The sequence below is a fragment of the Streptomyces sp. NBC_01750 genome, from assembly GCF_035918095.1.
In the GTDB taxonomy this organism is placed as follows: Bacteria; Actinomycetota; Actinomycetes; order Streptomycetales; family Streptomycetaceae; genus Streptomyces.
In genome coordinates, this window is sequence record NZ_CP109137.1 from 3519842 (window position 1) to 3544347 (window position 24506).

Genomic DNA, 24506 nt, shown 5'->3' on the forward strand with positions numbered 1-24506 from the left:
CCCCAACAGGTGCCCGGCCCCGGCCGTTCGCATCGAGCGAGCGCTACTTCTTGCGGCGTCGGCCGGCGCCCTTCTGCGCCTTGCGCCGCTCCGCACGCGTCAGCCCGTCCGTCTCCGACCGGGCGGGCTCGCTGTCGAAGTCGCCCTCGACGACACCGCCTTCGCCGTCCACCGTAGGAGCGGAGAAGTGCAGCCGGTCGGGACGCTGCGGGGCGCCGAGGCCCTTCGCGCGGATCTCCGGACGAGAGGCACCCGCGGGAACGACGTCCTCCTTGGCGAGCGAGGTCCGCGCCGCGGCGTCCTGCACCGGGATCTCCTCGACCTGCTGCTCGACCTGGACCTCCAGGTTGAACAGATAGCCGACGGACTCCTCCTTGATGCCCTCCATCATGGCGGTGAACATGTCGAAGCCCTCGCGCTGGTACTCGACCAGCGGGTCCTTCTGGGCCATCGCGCGAAGACCGATGCCCTCCTGGAGGTAGTCCATCTCATAGAGGTGCTCGCGCCACTTGCGGTCCAGTACGGACAGCACCACGCGCCGCTCGAGCTCACGCATGATGTCGGAGCCGAGCTGCTTCTCGCGCTCGTCGTACTGCTCGTGGATGTCGTCCTTGATGGACTCGCCGATGAACTCGGCGGTGATCCCGGCCCGGTCGCCGGCCGCCTCCTCCAGCTCCTCGACGGTGGTCTTCACCGGGTAGAGCTGCTTGAACGCGCCCCACAGCCGGTCCAGGTCCCACTCCTCCGCGAAGCCCTCGACGGTCTCCGCCTGGATGTAGGCGTCGATGGTGTCGTCCATGAAATGACGCACCTGCTCGTGCAGGTCCTCGCCCTCCAGGACGCGGCGGCGCTCGCCGTAGATGACCTCGCGCTGGCGGTTGAGCACCTCGTCGTACTTCAGGACGTTCTTACGGGTCTCGAAGTTCTGCTGCTCGACCTGCGACTGGGCCGACGCGATCGCGCGCGTCACCATCTTGTTCTCGATCGGCACATCGTCCGGCACGTTCGCCATCGCCATCACGCGCTCGACCATCTGCGCCTTGAACAGACGCATCAGGTCGTCACCCAGCGACAGGTAGAAACGGGACTCGCCCGGGTCGCCCTGACGGCCGGAACGACCGCGCAGCTGGTTGTCGATACGGCGCGACTCGTGCCGCTCGGTGCCCAGCACATAGAGCCCGCCGAGCTCGGTGACCTCGTCGTGCTCGGCCCTGACCGCGTCCTCGGCCCGCTCCAGCGCGGCGGGCAGAGCCGCGGCCCACTCCTCGACGTGCTCGACGGGGTCCAGGCCGCGCTGGCGCAGCTCCGCCTCGGCGAGGTCGTCGGGATTGCCGCCGAGCTTGATGTCCGTGCCGCGGCCGGCCATGTTCGTGGCGACGGTGACGGCACCCTTACGGCCGGCCTGGGCGACGATCGTCGCCTCCCGGTCGTGCTGCTTGGCGTTGAGGACCTCGTGCTGCACACCGCGCTTGTTCAGCTGCTGCGAGAGGTACTCGGACTTCTCGACCGAGGTGGTGCCGACCAGGATCGGCTGGCCCTTCTCGTGCTTCTCGGCGATGTCGTCGACGACCGCCGCGAACTTGGCGACCTCGGTCCGGTAGATCAGGTCGGACTGGTCCTTGCGGACCATCGGCCTGTTCGTCGGGATCGGCACAACGCCGAGCTTGTAGATCTGGTGGAACTCGGCGGCCTCCGTCATGGCCGTACCGGTCATTCCGGAGAGCTTGCCGTAGAGGCGGAAGAAGTTCTGCAGGGTGATCGTGGCGAGGGTCTGGTTCTCGTCCTTGATGTCCACCCCTTCCTTCGCCTCGATTGCCTGGTGCATGCCCTCGTTGTAGCGGCGGCCGGCGAGGATACGGCCGGTGTGCTCGTCGACGATCATGACTTCGCCGTCGATGACGACGTAGTCCTTGTCCTTCTTGAACAGTTCCTTGGCCTTGATGGCGTTGTTCAGATAACCGACGAGCGGGGTGTTCACCGACTCGTAGAGGTTGTCGATGCCCAGCCAGTCCTCGACCTTCGCGACACCCGGCTCATGGATGGCGACGGTCCGCTTCTTCTCGTCGACCTCGTAGTCGCCGGTTTCCTCGATGCCCTTGAGCTGGTTGCCCGGCTCGCCCTTGGCCAGGCGCGTCACCAGCTTGGCGAAGTCGCCGTACCACTTGGTGGCCTGGTCGGCGGGGCCGGAGATGATCAGCGGCGTACGGGCCTCGTCGACGAGGATCGAGTCGACCTCGTCGACGATGGCGTAGTTGTGGCCGCGCTGGACGAGCTCGTCCTGGGACCACGCCATGTTGTCGCGGAGGTAGTCGAAGCCGAACTCATTGTTCGTTCCGTACGTAATGTCGCAGTTGTACTGCTCACGGCGCTGGGCCGGCGTCATATTGGCGAGGATGCAGCCGACGTCCAGGCCCAGGAACTTGTGGACCCGGCCCATCATCTCGGAGTCACGCTCGGCCAGGTAGTCGTTGACCGTGATCAGGTGGACACCCTTGCCCGAAAGCGCGTTGAGATAGGCGGGGAGGGTGCCGACGAGGGTCTTGCCCTCACCGGTCTTCATCTCGGCGACGTATCCGAGGTGCAGGGCGGCGCCGCCCATCATCTGTACGTCGTAGTGGCGCTGACCGAGGACGCGCTTGGCGGCCTCGCGGACGGTGGCGAAGGCCTCGGGGAGCAGGTCGTCCAGACTTTCGCCGTCTGCGTAGCGCTCCTTGTACTCGTCCGTGAGCGCCCGCAACTCGGCGTCGGAGAGGTTGACGAAGTCCTCTTCGATGGAGTTGACCTGGTCCGCGATGCGGTGCAGTTTGCGCAGGATCTTGCCTTCGCCTGCACGCATGAGCTTGTTGAAGACGGACACTGAGGTTGGTCTCCTTGCCGATCGGGCCTGGCACTGGGTCGTGTTATGGACACTGGCGCGGGCACGGCAGGTAGGCCCCACCGCAACGGCCATCGTAAGCGAGGACCCCGCCGGGTCGGGAGGTCCACCGCCAGTCCGCCGTCGCTCACGCCTGCTGTCACCCGCAAGGAGAACGCACGGGACGCGTGGAAGGTGCCGGTGGGGTACGAAAAGTGCTCGCATCCGCCCGCGGTCCTGACCAGAATCCGGACATGGAGCCCATCACTCTCACCACCGAACGGCTGCTGCTGCGCCCCTTCACGACCGACGACACGGAGGCCGTCTTCCAGGCCTGCCAGGATCCCGACATCCAGCGCTGGACGACGGTCCCCTCGCCGTACGAACGGCAGCACGCGGCCGAGTTCACCGGGCACATGGTGCCGGACGGCTGGCGCACCAGCACGATGTGCACTTTCGCAGTGCTGCCACGCGAGGGCGGTCCGCTGATGGCCTCGGTCGCGGTCACGCTGCGGACCTTCTCGGGCACCTGGGAGATCGGCTTCTGGACGGGCAGGGAGCACCGCGGGCGCGGTGTCATGGCGGAGAGCGTGGGCGCCGTGGCGCACTGGGCCTTCAGCAGGCTGGGGGCGACACGTCTGGAGTGGCGGGCGGAAGTCGGCAACGCGGGGTCCCGGGCCGTCGCGGAGAAGTCCGGCTTCGTGATCGAGGGGGCTCTGCGCGCGGCTCTGCTGAACAAGGACACCCTCAGGGACACCTGGGTCGGCGCGCTGCTGCCGTCGGACCTCGGGCTGGCGAGCACGCATCCGTATCTCCCGGCCCAGGCCGGGGGATAGCGGGCCGGCGGGCTGACGGCAGGGCGCGCCGGGGAGCGACCGCGGCGCAGGTACGGCGCGGCCGGGCTGTGGACTGCCCTCGGGGTGACCTCGGGCTGATCTCCGGCAGCCTCGGGCTGACCTTTGGGCGGGTCCGAACCCGGGGCCGGTTGTCAGTGCCGACGTCTATCGTGCGGAACATGACGACGTTGCCGCCTCCCGCCACCGAACTCTCCGCCGACGAGGCGCGCCGCATAGCGCTGCGCGCCCAGGGGTTCCTGGGGGCGCCCGACCGGCGCGGCGGGGTGCGGGGCGTGCTGCGGCATCTCGGCGCCGTACAGCTGGACACGATCTCCGTGCTGGCGCGCTCGCACGAGCTGATTCCGTACGCCCGCCTCGGCGCGGTGGGCCGCAGGACGGTCGAGGACGCGTACTGGACCGAGGGCCACAGCTTCGAGTACTGGTCGCACGCGGCCTGCATCCTGCCCGTCGAGGAGTGGCCGCACTTCGCCTTCCGCCGCCGCGCCTACCGTGCCCGCCCGCACTGGTACCACGACCTTCCGGACGGCTCGTACGACCAGGTGATCAAACAGCTGCGCGCCGAAGGCCCGCTCACCGCGACGGAGTTGGGCGGCGCGAAGAACGGCGGCGAGTGGTGGGACTGGTCGGAGTCGAAGGTCGCCGTCGAGCGCGCGCTGATGTACGGCGAGGTGGTGTGCACCGAGCGACGCAGCTGGAAGCGGGTGTACGACCTCGCCGAGCGTGCCGTGCCCGACGCGCTTCTGCACGACGAGCTGGACGACGCGGAGTGCCTGCGCCGGCTCGTCCGGCTGGCCGGGCAGGCGCTTGGTGTCGGCACCCGCGCCGACATCGCGGACTATCACCGGCTCAAGGGCGAGCAGTTCGACGCGGTGGTCGCGGACTCCGGGCTTGTCCCCGTCACGGTCGAGGGCTGGTCCAAGCCTGCCTGGGCGGACCCCGAGGCACTCGCCTCCACGCCGCGCGGCCGTCACCGTACGACCCTGCTCTCACCGTTCGACTCCCTCATCTGGGAGCGGGCGCGCACCGAGCGGCTCTTCGGCTTCACCCACCGCCTGGAGGCCTACGTCCCCAAGCCGAAGCGGGTGTACGGCTACTTCGCGATGCCGCTGCTGTCGGGCGGCAGGCTGCTGGGCCGCGTCGACCCGGCACGCGAGGGGACGACGCTGGTGGCACGCCAGGTGTCCCTGGACACCCCGAAGGCGGTGGCGCCCATGGCGCAGGCGCTGCGCGAGGCTGCGGAGTGGGTCGGCTGCGATTCCGTACGGATCGAGCGGGTCGACCGCACCGAGCTCACCGCGGAACTGGTCCGGGCCGTCTCCTCCTGACCACTGCTCCTGCCACTGCTCCTGCCACTGCTCCTGCCGCAGCTCCTGACCGCTGCCGGGGCCGCGCCGTTGCCCGCTACCGGATCTCGAGGATCTTTTCCCTCATCGCGTAGACCACGGCCTCCATCCTGGAGTGCAGCTGCAGCTTCTCCAGGATGTTGCGGACGTGGTTCTTCACGGTGTTCTCGGAGATGAACAACTGCTTCGCGATATCACGGTTGTTCATCCCCGTGGCGACCAGCTTGAGCACTTCCAGTTCCCGGTCGGTCAGCCGGGGCGCGGGGACGAGTCTGCGCTCGTCGGTCCGCTGGATCATCGACTTGAACTCGGTGAGCAGCTTGGACGCCATGGACGGGCTGATCTGCGACTGGCCGTCGGCCACTGCACGGATCGCGGTGGCCACCTCGTCGGTGGAGATCTCCTTGAGGAGATAGCCGGTGGCGCCCGCCTTGATCGCGTCGTAGAGGTCGGCCTCCTCGTCGCTGATCGTCAGCATGATGATCTTCGCGCTCGGGGCCACCTCCTTGATGGAGGTACAGGCCTCGATGCCGCCGCGCTTGGGCATCCGCACATCCATCAGCACGATGTCGGGCAGCAGATCGGCGGCCTTGTCGACGGCCTCCGCGCCGTCGCCCGCCTCGCCGACGACCTGGATGTCCTCCTCCTGCGCGAGGACGATTTCCAGGCCCCGCCGGAAGAGGGCGTGGTCGTCCACCACAAGGACGCGGATCGGCTCCCCGCGTGAGTCGCCGGTGTCCGCGCCGGTGTCGCTGACTGTGGCACCGGCGTCGCCGGCGTCGTCGTGAACCGGCCCGAAGCTGTCCGCCATCGTTCCTCCCCCTGAAGGCCGTGGCCTGAAGATCATGTGTGGTTCGCCAACGTCAGTGCACAGCGCATCGGTTGGCTTACGACGCCATGCTTTCATGCCCGGACGACACAGCGGTGGTCCCGTGGCCGCGCGGTGGTGCCCCTGGGGGCGCACAGGGCGCTCCAGGGGCACCAGGCCGCCTGCTGGACGGGGTCAGCCGCCGAGTGCACCTCCGGCGCCGCCCGCCTCGGACCCGGCCAGCGGGTCGGACTCCAGATGGATGACGCCATAGTCGTAGGCGTGCCGCCGGTAGACGACACTGGGTTGCTTCGTCTCGGAGTCGACGAAGAGATAGAAGTCGTGCCCGACCAGCTCCATCTCGTAGAGCGCCTGGTCGAGCAACATCGGGGCTGCGGTGTGGACCTTCTCGCGGACCACCAGCGGTCCTTCGCCCTGGATTTCGAGCGAGCCGACCCTGGTGGTGGGAATGGATTGGGGCGCCTCTTCGGCGACGGGCCGGCCATTGGCGTTCAACTCGGCGACGCCGGGAACGACATCGGCCACCTCGGATGCCGAAATACGGCCATTGCCACGGCGGTTGTGACGCTTTTCGTGCTGCTTGCGCAGCCGCGCCTCCAGCTTGCCCGTGGCCAGGTCGAGCGCTGCGTACGGGTCGGCTGCCGCTGCCTCCGCCCGGATCACCGGGCCTCGGGAGTGGAGTGTGATCTCCACGCGGTCGGAACGGTCGGCCTGCCGCGGGTTGTGCTCCTTGGACACCTCGACGTCCAGGCTGATCACCTTGCCGTCGAGCTTCTGGATCTTGTCCAGCTTCAGCTTCTCGGCCACGTGCTTGCGGAACCGCTCGGGCACCTCGGTCTTGCGGCCCTTGACGACGATGTCCACGCAGAACTCCGTTCCCGGATAGCCCCGCCCGCTCGCAGGCTGCGGAGCATCTCCCTCTTGCACCAGACCCCGGTGATCACCGGAGCCTCGGACGGACTTTCACCTCCTCCTCCCCAGCCGACAAGATCTCCACCCCATCAATTTTCGAGGTTCTCGCATCCTCGAAACCCTGACCGGAAGCACGACAGTGCATTCGGGTGAGATACGGCTGCAGCCATTCCTCACAACCGAACATAGCTCGATCGGACGGGTGTCGGCACCCGCTACCAGCGCGTACCTCCGTTCGGAGCGTTTTCGTCTCTTACTACCTGCAACGATGCGAGTTCCCTGTCAGTTCCATTTTATTTCCAAAGACAGCGGCGGTACTGCGACAACCGCTGCGCTCGGCTGCAGAAATCCAGCACATCGCAGACCGGCGCCGGTACGGAGCGCGCGCGCCGCCTCGGCCAGCGAAGCCCCGGTCGTCATGAGGTCGTCCACCAGCACTGCCCGGCCGCCCTCCAGGAGCCGTCCGCATCCGGCCACCACCTCCAGTGCCCCCGCCAGGTTCGCCACCCGCTCGCGGGCCGTGAGACCCGACTGGTCGGCCACCGCCCGCCGCTGCCGCAGCACCGGCAGAACCCTGGCTTCGGTCCCCGTACGCCGAAGCTCACCCGCCGCCGCCAGCGCGATCCGCCGCGCGGCGTCGTGTCCGCGTGCCCTGACCGCAGACCGCGCGGACGGCACGGGTACGAGCAGCAGCGGCCACCGTCCCCGGGCGGCCCGGGAAACCGGCACCGAGGCCCGTACCGCCCCGGCGAGCGCGACACCCAGCGGCCGGGCCAGCCCCAGAGCGCCCCGCTCCTTGTGCGCCAGCAGCACCGCACGTACAGCGTCCGCATACGGGGCGGCGGCATGCACGACCGGCAGGCCCGCAGGCTCCGGCACAGGCCTCGCCCGGCGCGCCGCGGCGCCGTGCAGCGCTCGGGCGCATTCCTCGCACAGCTGCGTACGAGGAATGCCGCAGCCGCCACAGGCGGCCGGCAGCACCAGACCGGAGATTTCGCGCCACCACCCCCGCATGGCAACCACTGTGCCAACACCGGCGGCACCCTGCCACCCCTGTGGACAACTGGCCCGCGGGGCGCCCGTCGTCCGGCGGCTCTAACCCGGATAGACCGGCGACGATCCGTCCTCGACCAGCGTCTGCCAGTTGGCACCCGTCGGCAGCCACACGATGCCGTCGTCCTCTGAGTACGCCACCAGGGGCCGGTTCTCGTCGTCGGACGCCGCAACGGCCTTGACCCGGTTGAGCCCCGGCAGAATGCTCGTGGCCGAACTCGAGCCGTCCGTCTGGATGTAGCGCACCTGCTGGACCCCGCCGGACTCCTTGCCGACCACCACGAGCCTGCTGTAACCGGCCCAGGAGACGGCTGTCACCGTCTCCATCTGGGGCGCGGCGGGCCGCAGATCCGCCACGGAGACCACTGGGTTGTCGGTGGAGCCCTGGCGCTCCACGCGTCCGATCTGCAGCGTGGTCTTCCCGTCCTTGGTGAGCAGCAGAGCGATCCGCACACCGTCCGCCGACACCCGCAGCGCCTCGATACGCGCACCTCCGAGACCCGGCAGGATCTTGACGTTCTTCGGCGCGCCGGAACCGCCGGCAAGGCGCAGCAGCGCCGGATTCTTGGGGTCGCGGTCCGCCACCCACAGATCGCCCCGGCCGTCCCAGCTGGGCGCCGAGAGGCGATGGGCGGGGTCCTTGCCCTTGCTCTGCACCAGCGCGTCACCCACCTCGCTCCCCGACTTGATGGACGCCACGAAGAGGCGGCCGAAGTCGGTGGAAACCGCAGCTGCGGTGCGCTCGTCGCGGGCCACGCCCACCACGCCGACCGGCAGCTGCCCATTGCCGAACGGCCCCGGCACATGCTGCGGTTCGCTCATGTCCTTGGCGCCGCCCGACAGCAGCGCCAACTGCTTCTTCTTGTCGACGAAGTACTGGTTGACGGGCCTGACCGAGGTGTGGTCCGGCGCGATCGCCTCCGCCTGGCCACCGTCGAGCACGCACAGCTGCGAGCCGTCCGCACGCTGCAGCTCCACCTGCTCGATCCGAGTGGACGAAAGGTCCTTCAGGGTGAAGAGGATCTGGGCCGCCAGTTTCATGCACTGCGAGTGGCCCACATTGGACGCCGCCTCGTTCAACGGCACCTTCAGCGCGTTCCGGTCGTCGAACGCCAGCGACTTGGTGCCCTTCTTCAGCGCCGTACCGGCGGGGAACGGCGACTGGACCACACGCTTCAGCCAGTCGGTCGGGCCTTCGAGCAGCGCCTTGACCGTCTGGGTTACCGGATCCATACGGGTCACCGGATCCAGTCGCTGCCGGATGAAGACAGGATCGGCCACGACCACATTGCTCCTGGACGCGGAGGCGAAGTAGTACTTGTTCACGGAGCGGTAGTTGCGCTGGAAATCGGACGCTCCGAGCACCAGCCCCGGCGGCAGAGCGTCGATGCGCCACTCCTTGCCGTCCGGACCGCTCTGCTGCGAAAGGTGAATGGTCGTGCGGTACTGGGTGGGCGAAACCGCCTGATAGGCGTGCTGCGAGTCCACCCTCGCGATCTGCTTGCCGATGAGCGGAAAGTCCATGCCCGGGTTTTCCCGGTCACCGGCCACGGGCTGCCCTGAGTCCGGCGCCGCCGTCAGCACCGTGGTACCCGCCTCCGGCCGCCACTTCTTGGAAGTCGCCGGCATCAGATACTTCCGGGCGACGGCGAAGTTTGTATCGTCGCTGGTCATGGCCTCCAGGAAGCCCGTGACGATCTCGCCCGGCGTCGCCCCCTGCCGCGGCGGCACCGCATACACCCGTACCTGGGAGTCCGCACGCTGGGACGCCTTCACCGCATGGATGTCACCGCTGTCCGGCATCGACGCGCACCCGGCCAGCAGCACACCGCTGCAGGCGAGCAGCGCGGACGCGCGGACGGCACCTGTGCGGCCGTTCCGACGGGGATCAGCGCCCACGAGTCGTGTCCTCACGTTCTGAACGTTCCGAAGAAAGCTGTGGCGCTGAGTCGCCGCCTCGCCGCTCCCCGGCCTGCCGTGCCACCACTCGGGCACCGTTGCCCGGAAGGGCCGCCGGATCCACCCCACCGGGCCCTGTACGGGGTGGTACGGGGATGCGCGGTGGTACGGGCAAGGGCGATCGGTCCGACGCCGACTGCGCCGGCACGGACGTCAGCAGCTGCCCGCTCGTCTTCGGCCCCGCGAAACCGGCACGCTCACGGTTCTGCCGGGAGTCTTCCGGCTCCAGCGGTATGGGCGAACCACGCAGCGGCTCGTCCGCCGTACGCGGCAGTGTCAGCCGGAACTGCGAGCCTCCGCCGGGCTCGCCCCACGCCTGCAGCCAGCCGCCGTGCAGCCGGGCGTCCTCCACCGCGATGGACAGACCCAGGCCGGTGCCGCCGGTGGTACGGGCACGCGCCGGATCGGCCCGCCAGAAGCGGTTGAAGACCCGGGTCGCCTCGCCCGGCTTCAGTCCGACGCCGTAGTCCCGCACGGCGACCGCGACGGCCCCGCCGGCCACGGCCATCCGCACCACGACGTCCCGGCCCTCGCCGTGCTCGACGGCGTTGACGACCAGATTGCGCAGCACACGCTCCAACCGCCGGGCATCGGCCTCCACCACAACCGGCTGCTCGTCACCGGTCACTCGTATCCGGGTGCCTTTTCGCTCGGCCAGCGGCTCGGCACCGCCGATCACCCGCCGTACGACTTCGCGAAGGTCTATCGCCTCGGCCTCCAGCGCCGCCGCTCCCGCATCGAAGCGGCTGATTTCGAGCAGGTCGGAGAGCAGTGACTCGAAGCGGTCGAGCTGATCGCCGAGAAGCTCGGCGGAGCGCGCGGTCACCGGGTCGAAGTCGACGCGCGCCTCGTGGATGACATCCGCGGCCATCCGTACGGTCGTCAGAGGCGTACGGAGCTCGTGGGAGACGTCCGAGACGAAGCGCCGCTGCATCCTGGAGAGCTCCTCCAGCTGCTGGATCTTCAGCTGGAGGTTCTGCGCCATCTTGTTGAAGGCCTCGCCCAGCCTGGCGATGTCGTCCTCGCCGGTGACCTTCATCCGCTCCTGGAGCCGGCCCGCCGAGAGCCGCTCGGCGATCCCGGCGGCCATCCGCACGGGCGTGACGATCTGCCGCACCACCAGCCAGGCGATGGCTCCCAGCAGGACGACCACGAACAGCCCGGCCGTGGCGAGGGTCCCCCTGACCAGGTTGAGCGACTGCTCCTCCTGTGCCAGCGGGAAGAGGTAGTAGAGCTCGTAGGGATTGCCCTCGATGTCGTTCAGCCGGGTGCCGACGACCAGCCCGGGCTCCGGCTCGTGCACATCGTTGTTGTACTTGATCCGGACGTACGTCTCGTACGTGCCGGTGCCCTGGTCGACGGCTTCCCGCAGGGCCACGGGAATGCTCGTGTGGTCCACACCGCCCGAGGTCCGGGGCGCACGGCTGGAGCCCGCGTCCTGGGAGTCGGCACTCAGCGCCACCAGGTTGAACGCCCCCTGCCCGCCACTGGCGAGCTGGTCCACGAGATCGGACCGCCAGGAGCTCCGCGCGGTCCTGCCATCGGTGGCGGCACCGTCCTGCCCACCGGGGCCCACCGACGCGTTCGCCTTCTCCCGCGCCACGGCGAAGCCACCGGCCGCCTGGCTCTGCGCCGCCCTGCCCTTGGCGTCGAGCAGGCCGTTGCGCACCTGCCCGATGACGACGAAGCCGAGCAGCAGCACGACGCCGAGCGACATCAGCAGCGTGCCCGCGACCACCCTGAGCTGGATGTTCCGCCGCCACAGCCGCACTGCGGGCAGCAGCGGACGGCGGATCCAGCGCATGACGAGCCGGGGCACCGGTCCACCCGGCGCCCCGTCCTGGAGCAGTCGTCCGCCCTGGAGCAGACGGCCGAATCGCGAGGGCCCCCACCCCGGTCCGGCAGCCCGCCCCGCACGGACTCCCGGCTGCCCGGGCTTCGGAGCCACGCTGCCTCGGGACATGTCAGCTCGGCCCGGCCTTGTAACCGACACCACGGACGGTCACCACGATCTCCGGGCGCTCGGGGTCCTTCTCGACCTTGGAACGCAACCGCTGTACATGCACATTGACCAGCCTGGTGTCTGCTGCGTGGCGATATCCCCACACCTGCTCCAGCAGCACCTCGCGGGTGAACACCTGCCAGGGCTTACGGGCGAGTGCGACCAGCAGGTCGAACTCCAGCGGGGTCAGAGCGATGGACTGCCCTTCCCGCTTCACGGAGTGACCGGCCACATCGATGACCAGATCCCCGATCGCCAGCTGCTCGGGCGCCGGCTCCTCCGACCTCCTCAGCCGCGCCCGGATCCGGGCGACCAGCTCCTTCGGCTTGAACGGCTTGACGATGTAGTCATCGGCCCCGGACTCCAGGCCGACCACCACATCCACGGTGTCGCTCTTGGCGGTGAGCATCACGATCGGCACGCCGGACTCGGCCCTGATGAGCCGGCACACCTCGATGCCGTCCCGTCCGGGCAGCATGAGATCCAGCAGAACCAGATCCGGTTTGGCCTCACGGAAAGCGGCAAGTGCCTTATCGCCGTCCGCTACGAACGACGGCTCGAAACCTTCACCACGCAGCACAATCCCGAGCATCTCGGCCAGTGCGGTGTCGTCATCGACGACAAGGACTCGTCCCTTCATAATCGACATCATCCCATTAGCTAATCGTTACCTGGCGTGACCTGGCACACAGCTCCGCGATTCCTCCCCCTGTGACCGGGGACAACGCACCCTCCTCGGTGACGATCGCCGTCACCAGATCCGGCGGCGTGACATCAAAAGCCGGGTTGTACGCCTGGGTGCCCAGCGGTGCGACCGGCAGCCCGCCGCCCGCACCGGTGGCCCCCGCGATCTGCGGTGATGTGACCTCGGTCACTTCATGTCCCGGCCTCTGTTCCACCTCTATCGACGCCCCGTCCGGCGTGTTCAGGTCCACCGTCGTCGTCGGCGCGACCACGATGAACGGCACATGGTGGTACTTCGCGAGCACCGCCAGCGGGTAACTCCCCACCTTGTTCGCCACCGATCCGTCAGCCGCTATCCGGTCAGCCCCGATGAGTACGGCATCCACCTCCCCCGCCGCGAAGAGCGATCCCGCGGCATTGTCCGTGAGCAGTGTGTACGGCATTCCGTTGCGCGCCGCTTCGTAGGCGGTCAGCCGCGCGCCCTGAAGCAGCGGCCTCGTCTCGTCCACCCACAGCCGCCGCAGCCGGCCCACCCGGTGTGCCGTGAGCGCCACCGCGAACGCGGTGCCCTCGCCTCCCGACACCAGAGCCCCGGTGTTGCAGTGGGTCAGGATCCGGTGACCGCCGCCCGGCAGCAGCTCCTCGAGGAGCGCCAGCCCGTGCTCAGCCATCCGGACACTGTCCTCGGCATCCTCCCGGTGCAGCTCCTTGGCCGCTGCGAGCGCAGCCCGGGCTGCCTGTTCCGCGTCCGCCCCCTTGTCCACCGCCGCCCGGTGGGCGACCGCCGCCCGCCGCACTCCGTACCCCAGGTTCACCGCGGTGGGCCTCGCACTCTCCAGCAGTGCCACCGCCTCATCCACGTCGAAGCCCCGTGCGGCGGCGAGTGCCACACCATACGCACCGGCGATGCCCAGCAGCGGCGCCCCCCGCACAGCGAGCGTCTGGATCGCCCGCGCCAGGGCAGGCACATCGGTACAGACCAGCTCGACCTCCTCGGCGGGCAGCCGGGTCTGGTCAAGAAGCACCAGTACGGGCCCTTCCGGTGGCTCGTCCCAGCGCAGCACGGGAAGCGTGAGCGGCTCTGTGACGGCCGGGTTTTGTGCGTACTGATCAGCCATCCGCCCAGTCTGCCCCGTGAGTCACCGACAATGAAGGTGCGGAGGAGATCCAGGGCCCGGCCCACCAGCTGGCAACGCGTGGCACGATGGCTGCCAGCCTGCCGCCTTGACTGGCGGACGGGCACCCTGAACGTGCCGACTCGCCGAGCCGGCCTCGCGACCAAGCCATGAGGTGGACGACCGTGAACGACACTCCGGGCTGGGCCTCGCCCGGATCTGCTCCGTCCGACGGGCAGGAACCCGGCGTGCCCCGGCCCGCCGAGCCCGCCGACGAGAGCGGCCCCGCCTCGAAGTGGTCCCAGGAGCAGCCGCCCCCGGGACAGTGGTCCGCGCCGACCGCACCTCGCACGAACCCCGGCCCGACGCCAACGCCCGCCCCCGGCTGGGGCGGCGGTCAGCCGCGCGGCAGCTGGGGCCGGCCGCCGGCCGCGGCGAAGCCCGGCGTCATCCCGCTGCGCCCTCTCGGCGTCGGCGAGATCCTCGACGGCGCGGTGTCGACTCTTCGCGCTCACTGGCGCACGGTGCTGGGCGTCACGATCACCGTCTCCGTGATCTCCCAGATCTGCGACATCCTGGTCGAGCGCTACCTGCTCCCGGATCCGCCCGAAGTCGACCCCAACGCAAGCCCGTCGGAAGCCCTCAGCCAGTCCGTGGACTCGATGCAGTCGAGCCTGCTCGCCATGGGCCCGGCGCTGCTGATCACCTTGATCGGCACGCTCTTCACCACGGCACTTCTCACCATGGTGATCAGCCGCTCGGTACTGGGCCGCCCGGTGACGCTCTCCGAAGCCTGGCACGAGGCACGGCCCCGGCTGCCTCAGCTGCTGGGCCTGACACTGCTGCTGCCTCTTATGAGCGCCGCCATCATGACCGTGGGCATCCTTCCCGGCCTGCTGCTCGGCAACGGTGCGGGAATCGCGCTCGCCCTGCTCGGGGGCCTGGCGGCCTGCGTCGTCATCCTCTGGCTGATGATTCGGTTCGCCCTTGCCTCCCCCGCTCTGATGCTGGAGCGCCAGGGCGTGATTCCGTCCCTGCGCCGTTCCGCCAAGCTGGTCCAGGGCGCCTGGTGGCGGACTTTCGGCATCCTGGCGCTCACGCTGCTGCTGACCCTGCTGGTGTCGATGATCATCGCAGTGCCGTTCAGTCTGATCGCGTACGCGGTCGACGGCAGCAGCTTCAGCGACCTCTTCGCAGGGACCACACCCGACTTCGGCTGGCCCTTCCTGATCATCACGGGCATCGGCTCGGTCATCGCCTCCTCCATCACCTACCCGATCTCCGCCGGCGTGACGGTCCTCCTCTACGTGGACCAGCGCATCCGCCGCGAGGCCCTCGACCTCGAACTCGCACGGGCCGCCGGCGTGCCCGGCTACGGCTCCGAGCCGCCTGGCAACCACTCCACCAGGAGCTGATGCGGTGTCCACGACGGGGGGCGTGACGACAGCGCGGCTACTGATTCGTGCAGGCGATGACGTACCGGTGGACACTCCGCGAATCCCCGCCCGCGAAGCGGCGGAGCGGGAATTGTCCAAACCGATGTACCACGAGAACGACCCAAGCCTCTTCCAGCGCGCCCTCAACCGCTTCTGGGACTGGGTCGGCAGCATCTTCGACGCCGCGTCCGGCGCCGCCCCCGGGGGCCCGCTCGGCCTCCTCGTCGTCATCCTGGTCGTCATCGGCCTGGTGGCCGCTCTCTGGTGGCGTCTTGGCACGCCCCGACGCACCCCTGGCTCCGCCGACTCCCTCTTCGACGACAGCCCCCGCAGCGCGACCGAACACCGCGCGGCCGCTGAAGCGCACGCCGCTGCCGGACGCTGGAACCAAGCCGTCCAGGAACGGATGCGGGCAATCGTCCGCTCCCTGGAGGAGCGAGTTGTCCTCGACCCGCGCCCGGGCCGCACAGCCGACGAGGCCGCCGCCGAGGCCGGCCGTTCCCTCCCCGACCACGCCGACGGACTCCGTGTCTCCGCCCGCGAGTTCGACGACGTCACATACGGCGGCCGCACCGCCGACCGGCAGACATACCTCCGCCTGCGGGATCTGGACGTGGAGATCGGGCGCGCGAAGCCCCGGCTGACCGGCGCGGCCCAAGGAGCAGCCGAATGACCGCGGCCACCCTCGGCTCCACCTCCATGTCTCCCACCACCCGACAGGTATGGACCCGCGCCCGCGGCCTGCTGCTCGCGCTCGTCGTCCTCGTCGCAGGCGGGATCGCCATGGCCGCCCTGCGCTCCGGGGACGAGCACGGCCGCCTCGACCCCCGGTCCTCGGACCGCTTCGGCAGCCGCGCCGTCGCCGAACTCCTGAAGGGCCGCGGCGTCTCCACCCGCGTCGTCACCACTCTTGACGGGGCCACCTCCGCAGCCGGCCCCGATACCACACTTCTCGTCGCCACCCCCGACCTGCTGACGGATCATCAGCAGCACACCTTGCACACCGCCACCGCCTCGTCCGGCGGACGCACCGTCCTCCTCTCCGCCGGACCTGCGTCCATCGACGCACTGGCCCCGGGCATCCGCACCGAAGCTCCGGCCCCGGTTTCGGCGCGCACCCCCCAGTGCGCCCTCCCCGCCGCGCGCAGCGCCGGCGATGCCGACCTCGGCGGCGAGCGGTACTCCTCCGAGACGTCCCATGCCGACAGCTGCTACCCGAGCGGCGGCCTGCCCACCCTGCTCAGGATCGACGAGCCGAACGAGGGCGACACAGTCCTGCTCGGCTCCCCCGACATCCTCTACAACCATCGTCTGGACAAGCACGGCAACGCTTCCCTCGCCCTGCAACTCCTCGGCTCCCGCACCCATCTGGTCTGGTACCTCCCTTCGCTCAGTGACAGCTCCGCCGCTGACGACAGCACCGACGGCGGCGGCAGCAGCTCATTCCTCGACCTGGTCCCCTCCGGCTGGGCCTGGGGGACTCTCCAACTCGCCCTCGCCGCAGTCCTGGCCGCCGTCTGGCGCGCCCGCCGTCTCGGTCCCCTGGTGACCGAGCGGCTCCCCGTGGCCATCCGCGCTTCCGAGTCCACCGAAGGCCGTGCCCGCCTCTACCGCAAGGTGAACGCCCGCGACCGCGCGGCCGCAGCCCTGCGCTCGGCCACCCGCACCCGCCTCACCCCGCTTCTCGGCGTCCCCCCGACCGACGCCCACTCCCCCGAGGTCCTGCTCCCGGCGGTGTCGGCCCAACTCCCCACCGGCGAACGGGATCTCAAGACCCTGCTCTTCGGCCCGGCACCGGTCAACGACACCGCCCTCATTCATCTGGCAGACCAACTCGACGCCCTCGAAAGAGAGGTACGCACTTCATGAGCGCCCCGACCCCCGAGACAGCTCAGAACTCGGACCGCGCCCGCACCTCCCTGGAGGCACTGCGCACCGAGATCGCCAAGGCCGTGGTCGGCCAGGACCCCGCTGTCACCGGGCTCGTCGTGGCTCTGCTCTGCCGCGGCCACGTCCTCCTCGAAGGAGTACCCGGCGTCGCCAAGACGCTGTTGGTCCGCACCCTCGCGGCGTCCCTCGAACTCGACACCAAGCGCGTCCAGTTCACCCCCGATCTGATGCCCAGTGATGTCACCGGATCCCTTGTCTACGACGCCCGCACCGCCGAGTTCTCCTTCCAGCCCGGTCCGGTGTTCACCAACCTTCTGCTCGCCGACGAAATCAACCGCACCCCGCCCAAGACCCAGTCATCGCTCCTCGAAGCAATGGAAGAGCGGCAGGTCACTGTCGACGGCACGCCCCGCCTGCTGCCCGACCCGTTCCTGGTCGCCGCGACCCAGAACCCGGTGGAGTACGAAGGCACATACCCGCTCCCCGAAGCCCAACTGGACCGCTTCCTGCTCAAACTGACGGTCCCTCTGCCCTCCCGTGAGGACGAGATCAACGTCCTCACCCGTCACGCTGAAGGCTTCGACCCACGCGACCTCAAGTCCGCGGGCGTGCGCCCCGTCGCCGGCCCCGCCGACCTGGAAGCGGCTCGTGCCGCCGTCGCCAAGACCTCCGTCTCCTCCGAGATCGCCGGCTATGTCGTCGATATCTGCCGTGCCACCCGTGAATCCCCCTCACTCACCCTCGGTGTGTCTCCCCGAGGTGCTACAGCCCTGCTCTCCACCGCACGCGCCTGGGCCTGGCTCACCGGCCGGGACTACGTCATCCCGGACGATGTGAAGGCCCTGGCTCTGCCCACCCTGCGCCACCGGATCCAGCTCCGCCCTGAGGCAGAGATGGAGGGAGTCACCGCCGACTCCGTCATCACCGCGATCCTCGCCCACGTCCCCGTCCCCCGCTGAGGCAGTGACCCATGGCCCTCACCGGAAGAACGGCGCTTCTCGCAGCTCTCGGCTCTCTCCCCGTCGGCATCCTCGCTCCGAGCTGGACAGGGATGCTCGCCGTGAACGCGCCTCTCTCACTGGCAATCCTGTGCGACTACGCGCTCGCCGCGCCAGTGCGAACGCTCCGATTCACCCGAAGCGGTGACACATCAGTTCGATTGGGTGACAGCGCGAAAGTGCAGCTCACTGTCACCAACACCTCCAGCCGCCGTCTGCGCGCCCACCTCCGCGACGCCTGGCCGCCCAGCAGCTGGCTCACCGGCACCGAACAAGCCGCGTCCCGGCACAGATTGACCGTCCCCTCTGGTGAACGCAGACGTCTCACCACGGTCCTGCGCCCCACGCGCCGCGGCGACCGTGAGGCGGAACGCGTCACCGTCCGCTCGTACGGGCCACTGGGCCTAGCCGCCCGTCAGGGCAGCCACCAGGTCCCCTGGACCGTGCGCGTGCTGCCGCCTTTCACCAGCCGCAAGCATCTGCCGTCCCGGCTTGCCCGACTGCGTGAGCTCGACGGCCGCACCAGCGTCCTGATCCGCGGACAGGGCACCGAGTTCGACAGCCTCCGCGACTATGTCCCGGGGGATGACACCCGTTCCATCGACTGGCGCGCCACCGCCCGGCAGTCCACCGTCGCCGTACGCACGTGGCGCCCCGAACGCGATCGCCACATCCTCGTCGTACTCGACACCGGCCGCACCTCGGCCGGCCGGGTCGGAGATGTCCCGCGCCTCGACGCGGCCATGGACGCAGCACTGCTCCTCACCGTACTGGCCTCGCGCGCCGGTGACCGTGTGGACCTCCTGGCCTACGACCGCCGTGTCCGCGCCCAGGTCCAAGGCCGTTCGGCCGGCGACCTGCTGCCCGCCGTGGTCAACGCCCTCGCTCCACTGGAACCCGAGCTCGTGGAAACCGACGCCCGCGGCCTCAGTGCCACGGCACTGCACAGCGCCCCGCGCCGCTCCCTCATCGTTCTGCTCACCAGCCTCGACGCCGCGCCGATCGAAGAGGGACTGCTCCCCGTCCTTCCTCAGCTCACAAAACGCCACACCGTACTCGTGGCCTCGGTCGCTGACCCTCACATCGAGCAGATGACCAAGACCCGAGGCACCGTCGAGGCCGTGTACGAGGCCGCGGCCGCCACCCAGGCCCAGGCTCAGCGCCGCCGTACTGCGGAACAACTCCAGCGCCACGGAGTCACGGTCGTCGACGCCACGCCTGACCGCCTCGCCCCTGCCCTCGCGGATGCCTATCTGGCGTTGAAGGCCGCCGGCCGTCTCTGAGCGGCGGGCGGGGCATACGAATCGGGCGGGTTGGCGTAATGGGGCCCGAACGCAGAAAAGCCCCGCACCATAACGGTGCGGGGCTTTCCCACAATGATTGTTCGGCGGTGTCCTACTCTCCCACAGGGTCCCCCCTGCAGTACCATCGGCGCTGAAAGGCTTAGCTTCCGGGTTCGGAATGTAACCGGGCGTTTCCCTAACGCTATGACCACCGAAACTCTATGAAGATGTACGACCCGGAATCCCCGCACAGGGGGACTCGACAGTTCGTTGCTTCAGAACTAACACAGTGGACGCGAGCAACTGAGGACAAGCCCTCGGCCTATTAGTACCAGTCAGCTTCACCGGTTGCCCGGCTTCCACATCTGGCCTATCAACCCAGTCGTCTACTGGGAGCCTTAACCCCTCAAGGGGGTGGGAGTCCTCATCTCGAAGCAGGCTTCCCGCTTAGATGCTTTCAGCGGTTATCCTTTCCGAACGTAGCCAACCAGCCATGCCCTTGGCAGGACAACTGGCACACCAGAGGTTCGTCCGTCCCGGTCCTCTCGTACTAGGGACAGCCCTTCTCAAGACTCCTGCGCGCGCAGCGGATAGGGACCGAACTGTCTCACGACGTTCTAAACCCAGCTCGCGTACCGCTTTAATGGGCGAACAGCCCAACCCTTGGGACCGACTCCAGCCCCAGGATGCGACGAGCCGACATCGAGGTGCCAAACCATCCCGTCGATATGGACTCTTGGGGAAGATCAGCCTGTTATCCCCGGGGTACCTTTTATCCGTTGAGCGACGGCGCTTCCACAAGCCACCGCCGGATCACTAGTCCCGACTTTCGTCCCTGCTCGACCCGTCGGTCTCACAGTCAAGCTCCCTTGTGCACTTACACTCAACACCTGATTGCCAACCAGGCTGAGGGAACCTTTGGGCGCCTCCGTTACTCTTTAGGAGGCAACCGCCCCAGTTAAACTACCCATCAGACACTGTCCCTGATCCGGATCACGGACCCAGGTTAGACATCCAGCACGACCAGAGTGGTATTTCAACGGCGACTCCACAACCACTGGCGTGGCCGCTTCAAAGTCTCCCACCTATCCTACACAAGCCGAACCGAACACCAATATCAAACTGTAGTAAAGGTCCCGGGGTCTTTCCGTCCTGCTGCGCGAAACGAGCATCTTTACTCGTAGTGCAATTTCACCGGGCCTATGGTTGAGACAGTCGAGAAGTCGTTACGCCATTCGTGCAGGTCGGAACTTACCCGACAAGGAATTTCGCTACCTTAGGATGGTTATAGTTACCACCGCCGTTTACTGGCGCTTAAGTTCTCAGCTTCGCCACACCGAAATGTGACTAACCGGTCCCCTTAACGTTCCAGCACCGGGCAGGCGTCAGTCCGTATACATCGCCTTACGGCTTCGCACGGACCTGTGTTTTTAGTAAACAGTCGCTTCTCGCTGGTCTCTGCGGCCACCCCCAGCTCTGGCAGTAAATGCCGTCACCGGTGATGGCCCCCCTTCTCCCGAAGTTACGGGGGCATTTTGCCGAGTTCCTTAACCATAGTTCACCCGAACGCCTCGGTATTCTCTACCTGACCACCTGAGTCGGTTTAGGGTACGGGCCGCCATGAAACTCGCTAGAGGCTTTTCTCGACAGCATAGGATCATCCACTTCACCACAATCGGCTCGGCATCAGGTCTCAGCCTTGATGTGTGACGGATTTGCCTATCACACGGCCTACACCCTTACCCCGGGACAACCACCGCCCGGGCTGGACTACCTTCCTGCGTCACCCCATCGCTTACCTACTACCATCTTGGGCCGGCGGCTCCACCACTCCCCTCAACTCCGAAGAGATCAGGGCGGCTTCACGGCCTTAGCATTAATGGGCTCGATACTGGGCGTTTCAAAGCGGGTACCGGAATATCAACCGGTTGTCCATCGACTACGCCTGTCGGCCTCGCCTTAGGTCCCGACTTACCCTGGGCAGATCAGCTTGACCCAGGAACCCTTAGTCAATCGGCGCACACGTTTCTCACGTGTGTATCGCTACTCATGCCTGCATTCTCACTCGTGAACCGTCCACCACTCGCTTCCGCGGCGGCTTCACCCGGCACACGACGCTCCCCTACCCATCCGTACTCCCGTTGGGGATATGTGTACGAATGACACGACTTCGGCGGTACGCTTGAGCCCCGCTACATTGTCGGCGCGGAATCACTTGACCAGTGAGCTATTACGCACTCTTTCAAGGGTGGCTGCTTCTAAGCCAACCTCCTGGTTGTCTCTGCGACTCCACATCCTTTCCCACTTAGCGTACGCTTAGGGGCCTTAGTCGATGCTCTGGGCTGTTTCCCTCTCGACCATGGAGCTTATCCCCCACAGTCTCACTGCCGCGCTCTCACTTACCGGCATTCGGAGTTTGGCTAAGGTCAGTAACCCGGTAGGGCCCATCGCCTATCCAGTGCTCTACCTCCGGCAAGAAACACACGACGCTGCACCTAAATGCATTTCGGGGAGAACCAGCTATCACGGAGTTTGATTGGCCTTTCACCCCTAACCACAGGTCATCCCCCAGGTTTTCAACCCTGGTGGGTTCGGTCCTCCACGAAGTCTTACCTCCGCTTCAACCTGCCCATGGCTAGATCACTCCGCTTCGGGTCTTGAGCGCGCTACTGAATCGCCCTGTTCGGACTCGCTTTCGCTACGGCTTCCCCACACGGGTTAACCTCGCAACACACCGCAAACTCGCAGGCTCATTCTTCAAAAGGCACGCAGTCACGACTGACAGCACAAGTGCTGCCAGCGACGCTCCCACGGCTTGTAGGCACACGGTTTCAGGTACTATTTCACTCCGCTCCCGCGGTACTTTTCACCATTCCCTCACGGTACTATCCGCTATCGGTCACCAGGGAATATTTAGGCTTAGCGGGTGGTCCCGCCAGATTCACACGGGATTTCTCGGGCCCCGTGCTACTTGGGTGTCGCACAAGCAAGCCGTTGATGTTTCAGCTACGGGGGTCTTACCCTCTACGCCGGACCTTTCGCATGTCCTTCGCCTACATCAACGGTTTCTGACTCGCCCAACAGCCGGCAGACTGTTGAAGTGCGATCCCACAACCCCGTATGCGCAACCCCTGCCGGGTATCACACGCATACGGTTTGGCCTCATCCGGTTTCGCTCGCCACTACTCCCGGAATCACGGTTGTTTTCTCTTCCTGAGGGTACTGAGATGTTTCACTTCCCCTCGTTCCCTCCACACTGCCTATGTGTTCAGCAGCGGGTGACAGCCCATGACGACTGCCGGGTTTCCCCATTCGGAAACCCCCGGATCAAAGCCTGGTTGACGGCTCCCCGGGGACTATCGTGGCCTCCCACGTCCTTCATCGGTTCCTGGTGCCAAGGCATCCACCGTGCGCCCTTAAAAACTTGGCCACAGATGCTCGCGTCCACTGTGCAGTTCTCAAACAACGACCAGCCACCCACCACCCCGCTCTCACGAGCGAGTTCACCGGGGCCGGCATCGCGAAGGGCGAGCTCACGCTCGCACCCTCAGATACCCAACAGCGCGCCCGGCACGTCCGGTCCAGATCCTGTGTTCCACGCCGAAGCAGTACTGACAGTCCCAAACCGATCGTGCCGAATAGTCAACGTTCCACCCATGAGCAACCAGCACCGGACATTCGCCGGTGTTCTGGCCTCTGACCGGGCAAGCCCGGTAAGAAGTGCTCCTTAGAAAGGAGGTGATCCAGCCGCACCTTCCGGTACGGCTACCTTGTTACGACTTCGTCCCAATCGCCAGTCCCACCTTCGACAGCTCCCTCCCACAAGGGGTTGGGCCACCGGCTTCGGGTGTTACCGACTTTCGTGACGTGACGGGCGGTGTGTACAAGGCCCGGGAACGTATTCACCGCAGCAATGCTGATCTGCGATTACTAGCAACTCCGACTTCATGGGGTCGAGTTGCAGACCCCAATCCGAACTGAGACCGGCTTTTTGAGATTCGCTCCGCCTCGCGGCATCGCAGCTCATTGTACCGGCCATTGTAGCACGTGTGCAGCCCAAGACATAAGGGGCATGATGACTTGACGTCGTCCCCACCTTCCTCCGAGTTGACCCCGGCAGTCTCCTGTGAGTCCCCATCACCCCGAAGGGCATGCTGGCAACACAGAACAAGGGTTGCGCTCGTTGCGGGACTTAACCCAACATCTCACGACACGAGCTGACGACAGCCATGCACCACCTGTATACCGACCACAAGGGGGGCACCATCTCTGATGCTTTCCGGTATATGTCAAGCCTTGGTAAGGTTCTTCGCGTTGCGTCGAATTAAGCCACATGCTCCGCTGCTTGTGCGGGCCCCCGTCAATTCCTTTGAGTTTTAGCCTTGCGGCCGTACTCCCCAGGCGGGGAACTTAATGCGTTAGCTGCGGCACCGACGACGTGGAATGTCGCCAACACCTAGTTCCCAACGTTTACGGCGTGGACTACCAGGGTATCTAATCCTGTTCGCTCCCCACGCTTTCGCTCCTCAGCGTCAGTAATGGCCCAGAGATCCGCCTTCGCCACCGGTGTTCCTCCTGATATCTGCGCATTTCACCGCTACACCAGGAATTCCGATCTCCCCTACCACACTCTAGCTAGCCCGTATCGAATGCAGACCCGGGGTTAAGCCCCGGGCTTTCACATCCGACGTGACAAGCCGCCTACGAGCTCTTTACGCCCAATAATTCCGGACAACGCTTGCGCCCTACGTATTACCGCGGCTGCTGGCACGTAGTTAGCCGGCGCTTCTTCTGCAGGTACCGTCACTTTCGCTTCTTCCCTGCTGAAAGAGGTTTACAACCCGAAGGCCGTCATCCCTCACGCGGCGTCGCTGCATCAGGCTTTCGCCCATTGTGCAATATTCCCCACTGCTGCCTCCCGTAGGAGTCTGGGCCGTGTCTCAGTCCCAGTGTGGCCGGTCGCCCTCTCAGGCCGGCTACCCGTCGTCGCCTTGGTAGGCCATCACCCCACCAACAAGCTGATAGGCCGCGGGCTCATCCTTCACCGCCGGAGCTTTCAACCCCTCCCCATGCAGGAAGGAGTGTTATCCGGTATTAGACCCCGTTTCCAGGGCTTGTCCCAGAGTGAAGGGCAGATTGCCCACGTGTTACTCACCCGTTCGCCACTAATCCACCCCGAAGGGCTTCATCGTTCGACTTGCATGTGTTAAGCACGCCGCCAGCGTTCGTCCTGAGCCAGGATCAAACTCTCCATGAATGTTCTCCCGTAATCGGGATCAACACCACAAGAG

General features: G+C 66.9%; 15 protein-coding genes and 3 rRNA genes. 7 read left to right on the plus strand and 11 right to left on the minus strand.

What is annotated here, in order from left to right:
* Positions 1 to 43 precede the first annotated feature (43 nt).
* Positions 44 to 2857: a preprotein translocase subunit SecA gene (gene secA / locus OG966_RS15755; protein WP_326650266.1), complete on the minus strand. Its 2814-nt coding sequence runs from the start codon at positions 2855 to 2857 to the stop codon at positions 44 to 46.
* A gap of 251 nt (positions 2858 to 3108) precedes the next feature.
* On the opposite strand from secA, the gene OG966_RS15760 reads away from it, so the two are divergent.
* Together OG966_RS15760 and OG966_RS15765 are read left to right on the plus strand one after the other, a co-directional pair.
* A complete protein-coding gene (locus OG966_RS15760; RefSeq protein ID WP_326650267.1) occupies positions 3109 to 3690 on the plus strand; it encodes a GNAT family N-acetyltransferase in 582 nt (193 codons plus the stop codon).
* A 179-nt stretch (positions 3691 to 3869) separates the two neighbouring features.
* Entirely contained in the window at positions 3870 to 5036 is a 1167-nt protein-coding gene (locus tag OG966_RS15765) for a winged helix-turn-helix domain-containing protein (protein ID WP_326650268.1), read from the plus strand.
* Positions 5037 to 5112: 76 nt separating this feature from the next.
* On the opposite strand, the gene OG966_RS15770 is transcribed toward OG966_RS15765, so the two are convergent.
* The 7 genes from OG966_RS15770 to mtnA all read right to left on the minus strand — a co-directional run bounded on the left by OG966_RS15770 (position 5113) and on the right by mtnA (position 13611).
* Positions 5113 to 5865: a response regulator transcription factor gene (locus tag OG966_RS15770; protein WP_326650269.1), complete on the minus strand. Its 753-nt coding sequence runs from the start codon at positions 5863 to 5865 to the stop codon at positions 5113 to 5115.
* Between the two features lie 192 nt (positions 5866 to 6057).
* Entirely contained in the window at positions 6058 to 6747 is a 690-nt protein-coding gene (gene hpf, locus OG966_RS15775) for a ribosome hibernation-promoting factor, HPF/YfiA family (RefSeq protein ID WP_326650270.1), read from the minus strand.
* A 330-nt stretch (positions 6748 to 7077) separates the two neighbouring features.
* On the minus strand, positions 7078 to 7809 hold the full coding sequence (locus OG966_RS15780) for a ComF family protein (protein WP_326650271.1): 732 nt from the start codon (positions 7807 to 7809) through the stop codon (positions 7078 to 7080).
* A gap of 81 nt (positions 7810 to 7890) precedes the next feature.
* The gene (locus OG966_RS15785; protein ID WP_326650272.1) at positions 7891 to 9747 is read right to left on the minus strand and encodes an LpqB family beta-propeller domain-containing protein; all 1857 of its coding nucleotides are present in this window, start codon (positions 9745 to 9747) and stop codon (positions 7891 to 7893) included.
* Positions 9737 to 11770 carry an MtrAB system histidine kinase MtrB gene (gene mtrB, locus OG966_RS15790; protein WP_326650273.1) on the minus strand — a complete coding sequence of 678 codons (2034 nt, stop codon included), beginning with the start codon at positions 11768 to 11770 and terminating at the stop codon, positions 9737 to 9739. Before mtrB ends, OG966_RS15785 begins: the two co-directional genes overlap by 11 nt.
* 1 nt (position 11771) lies before the next feature.
* Positions 11772 to 12461, minus strand: coding sequence for a two-component system response regulator MtrA (mtrA, locus tag OG966_RS15795; protein WP_187438793.1), 690 nt, complete (start codon positions 12459 to 12461; stop codon positions 11772 to 11774).
* Between the two features lie 4 nt (positions 12462 to 12465).
* Positions 12466 to 13611, minus strand: a complete 1146-nt coding sequence (gene mtnA, locus OG966_RS15800; protein WP_326650274.1) for an S-methyl-5-thioribose-1-phosphate isomerase — start codon at positions 13609 to 13611, stop codon at positions 12466 to 12468.
* A 182-nt stretch (positions 13612 to 13793) separates the two neighbouring features.
* On the opposite strand from mtnA, the gene OG966_RS15805 reads away from it, so the two are divergent.
* Genes OG966_RS15805 through OG966_RS15825 form a run of 5 tightly spaced genes read left to right on the plus strand, consistent with a single transcriptional unit; the run spans position 13794 to position 19215 of the window.
* Positions 13794 to 15023: a glycerophosphoryl diester phosphodiesterase membrane domain-containing protein gene (locus OG966_RS15805; RefSeq protein ID WP_326650275.1), complete on the plus strand. Its 1230-nt coding sequence runs from the start codon at positions 13794 to 13796 to the stop codon at positions 15021 to 15023.
* 4 nt (positions 15024 to 15027) lie between these two features.
* Positions 15028 to 15717: a DUF4129 domain-containing protein gene (locus tag OG966_RS15810; protein WP_326650276.1), complete on the plus strand. Its 690-nt coding sequence runs from the start codon at positions 15028 to 15030 to the stop codon at positions 15715 to 15717.
* Positions 15714 to 16913 (plus strand): DUF4350 domain-containing protein, encoded by a 1200-nt coding sequence (locus tag OG966_RS15815; protein WP_326650277.1) that lies wholly within the window; start codon positions 15714 to 15716, stop codon positions 16911 to 16913. Before OG966_RS15810 ends, OG966_RS15815 begins: the two co-directional genes overlap by 4 nt.
* On the plus strand, positions 16910 to 17893 hold the full coding sequence (locus OG966_RS15820) for an AAA family ATPase (RefSeq protein WP_326650278.1): 984 nt from the start codon (positions 16910 to 16912) through the stop codon (positions 17891 to 17893). The genes OG966_RS15815 and OG966_RS15820 overlap by 4 nt, the downstream gene beginning before the upstream one ends.
* Before the next feature lie 11 nt (positions 17894 to 17904).
* Positions 17905 to 19215 (plus strand): DUF58 domain-containing protein, encoded by a 1311-nt coding sequence (locus tag OG966_RS15825; protein WP_326650279.1) that lies wholly within the window; start codon positions 17905 to 17907, stop codon positions 19213 to 19215.
* Between the two features lie 99 nt (positions 19216 to 19314).
* Here the strand turns inward: OG966_RS15825 and rrf are convergent.
* The 3 genes from rrf to OG966_RS15840 form a co-directional block, all read right to left on the minus strand.
* Positions 19315 to 19431: ribosomal RNA gene (gene rrf / locus OG966_RS15830) — 5S ribosomal RNA — on the minus strand.
* A gap of 89 nt (positions 19432 to 19520) precedes the next feature.
* Positions 19521 to 22645: ribosomal RNA gene (locus OG966_RS15835) — 23S ribosomal RNA — on the minus strand.
* 301 nt (positions 22646 to 22946) lie between these two features.
* Positions 22947 to 24472, minus strand: a 16S ribosomal RNA gene (locus tag OG966_RS15840).
* The 16S, 23S and 5S rRNA genes sit together here, the layout of an rRNA operon.
* Between the last annotated feature and the right edge of the window lie 34 nt (positions 24473 to 24506).

What these genes read in the sequence shown, in the direction of transcription:
- OG966_RS15760 (WP_326650267.1), top strand. Translation starts at nt 3,109, where the DNA reads ATGGAGCCCATCACTCTCACCACCGAACGGCTGCTGCTGCGCCCCTTC.
- OG966_RS15765 (WP_326650268.1), top strand. Translation starts at nt 3,870, where the DNA reads ATGACGACGTTGCCGCCTCCCGCCACCGAACTCTCCGCCGACGAGGCG.
- OG966_RS15770 (WP_326650269.1), bottom strand. Translation starts at nt 5,865, where the DNA reads ATGGCGGACAGCTTCGGGCCGGTTCACGACGACGCCGGCGACGCCGGT.
- OG966_RS15780 (WP_326650271.1), bottom strand. Translation starts at nt 7,809, where the DNA reads ATGCGGGGGTGGTGGCGCGAAATCTCCGGTCTGGTGCTGCCGGCCGCC.
- mtrB (WP_326650273.1), bottom strand. Translation starts at nt 11,770, where the DNA reads ATGTCCCGAGGCAGCGTGGCTCCGAAGCCCGGGCAGCCGGGAGTCCGT.
- mtrA (WP_187438793.1), bottom strand. Translation starts at nt 12,461, where the DNA reads ATGATGTCGATTATGAAGGGACGAGTCCTTGTCGTCGATGACGACACC.
- mtnA (WP_326650274.1), bottom strand. Translation starts at nt 13,611, where the DNA reads ATGGCTGATCAGTACGCACAAAACCCGGCCGTCACAGAGCCGCTCACG.
- OG966_RS15815 (WP_326650277.1), top strand. Translation starts at nt 15,714, where the DNA reads ATGACCGCGGCCACCCTCGGCTCCACCTCCATGTCTCCCACCACCCGA.
- OG966_RS15820 (WP_326650278.1), top strand. Translation starts at nt 16,910, where the DNA reads ATGAGCGCCCCGACCCCCGAGACAGCTCAGAACTCGGACCGCGCCCGC.
- OG966_RS15825 (WP_326650279.1), top strand. Translation starts at nt 17,905, where the DNA reads ATGGCCCTCACCGGAAGAACGGCGCTTCTCGCAGCTCTCGGCTCTCTC.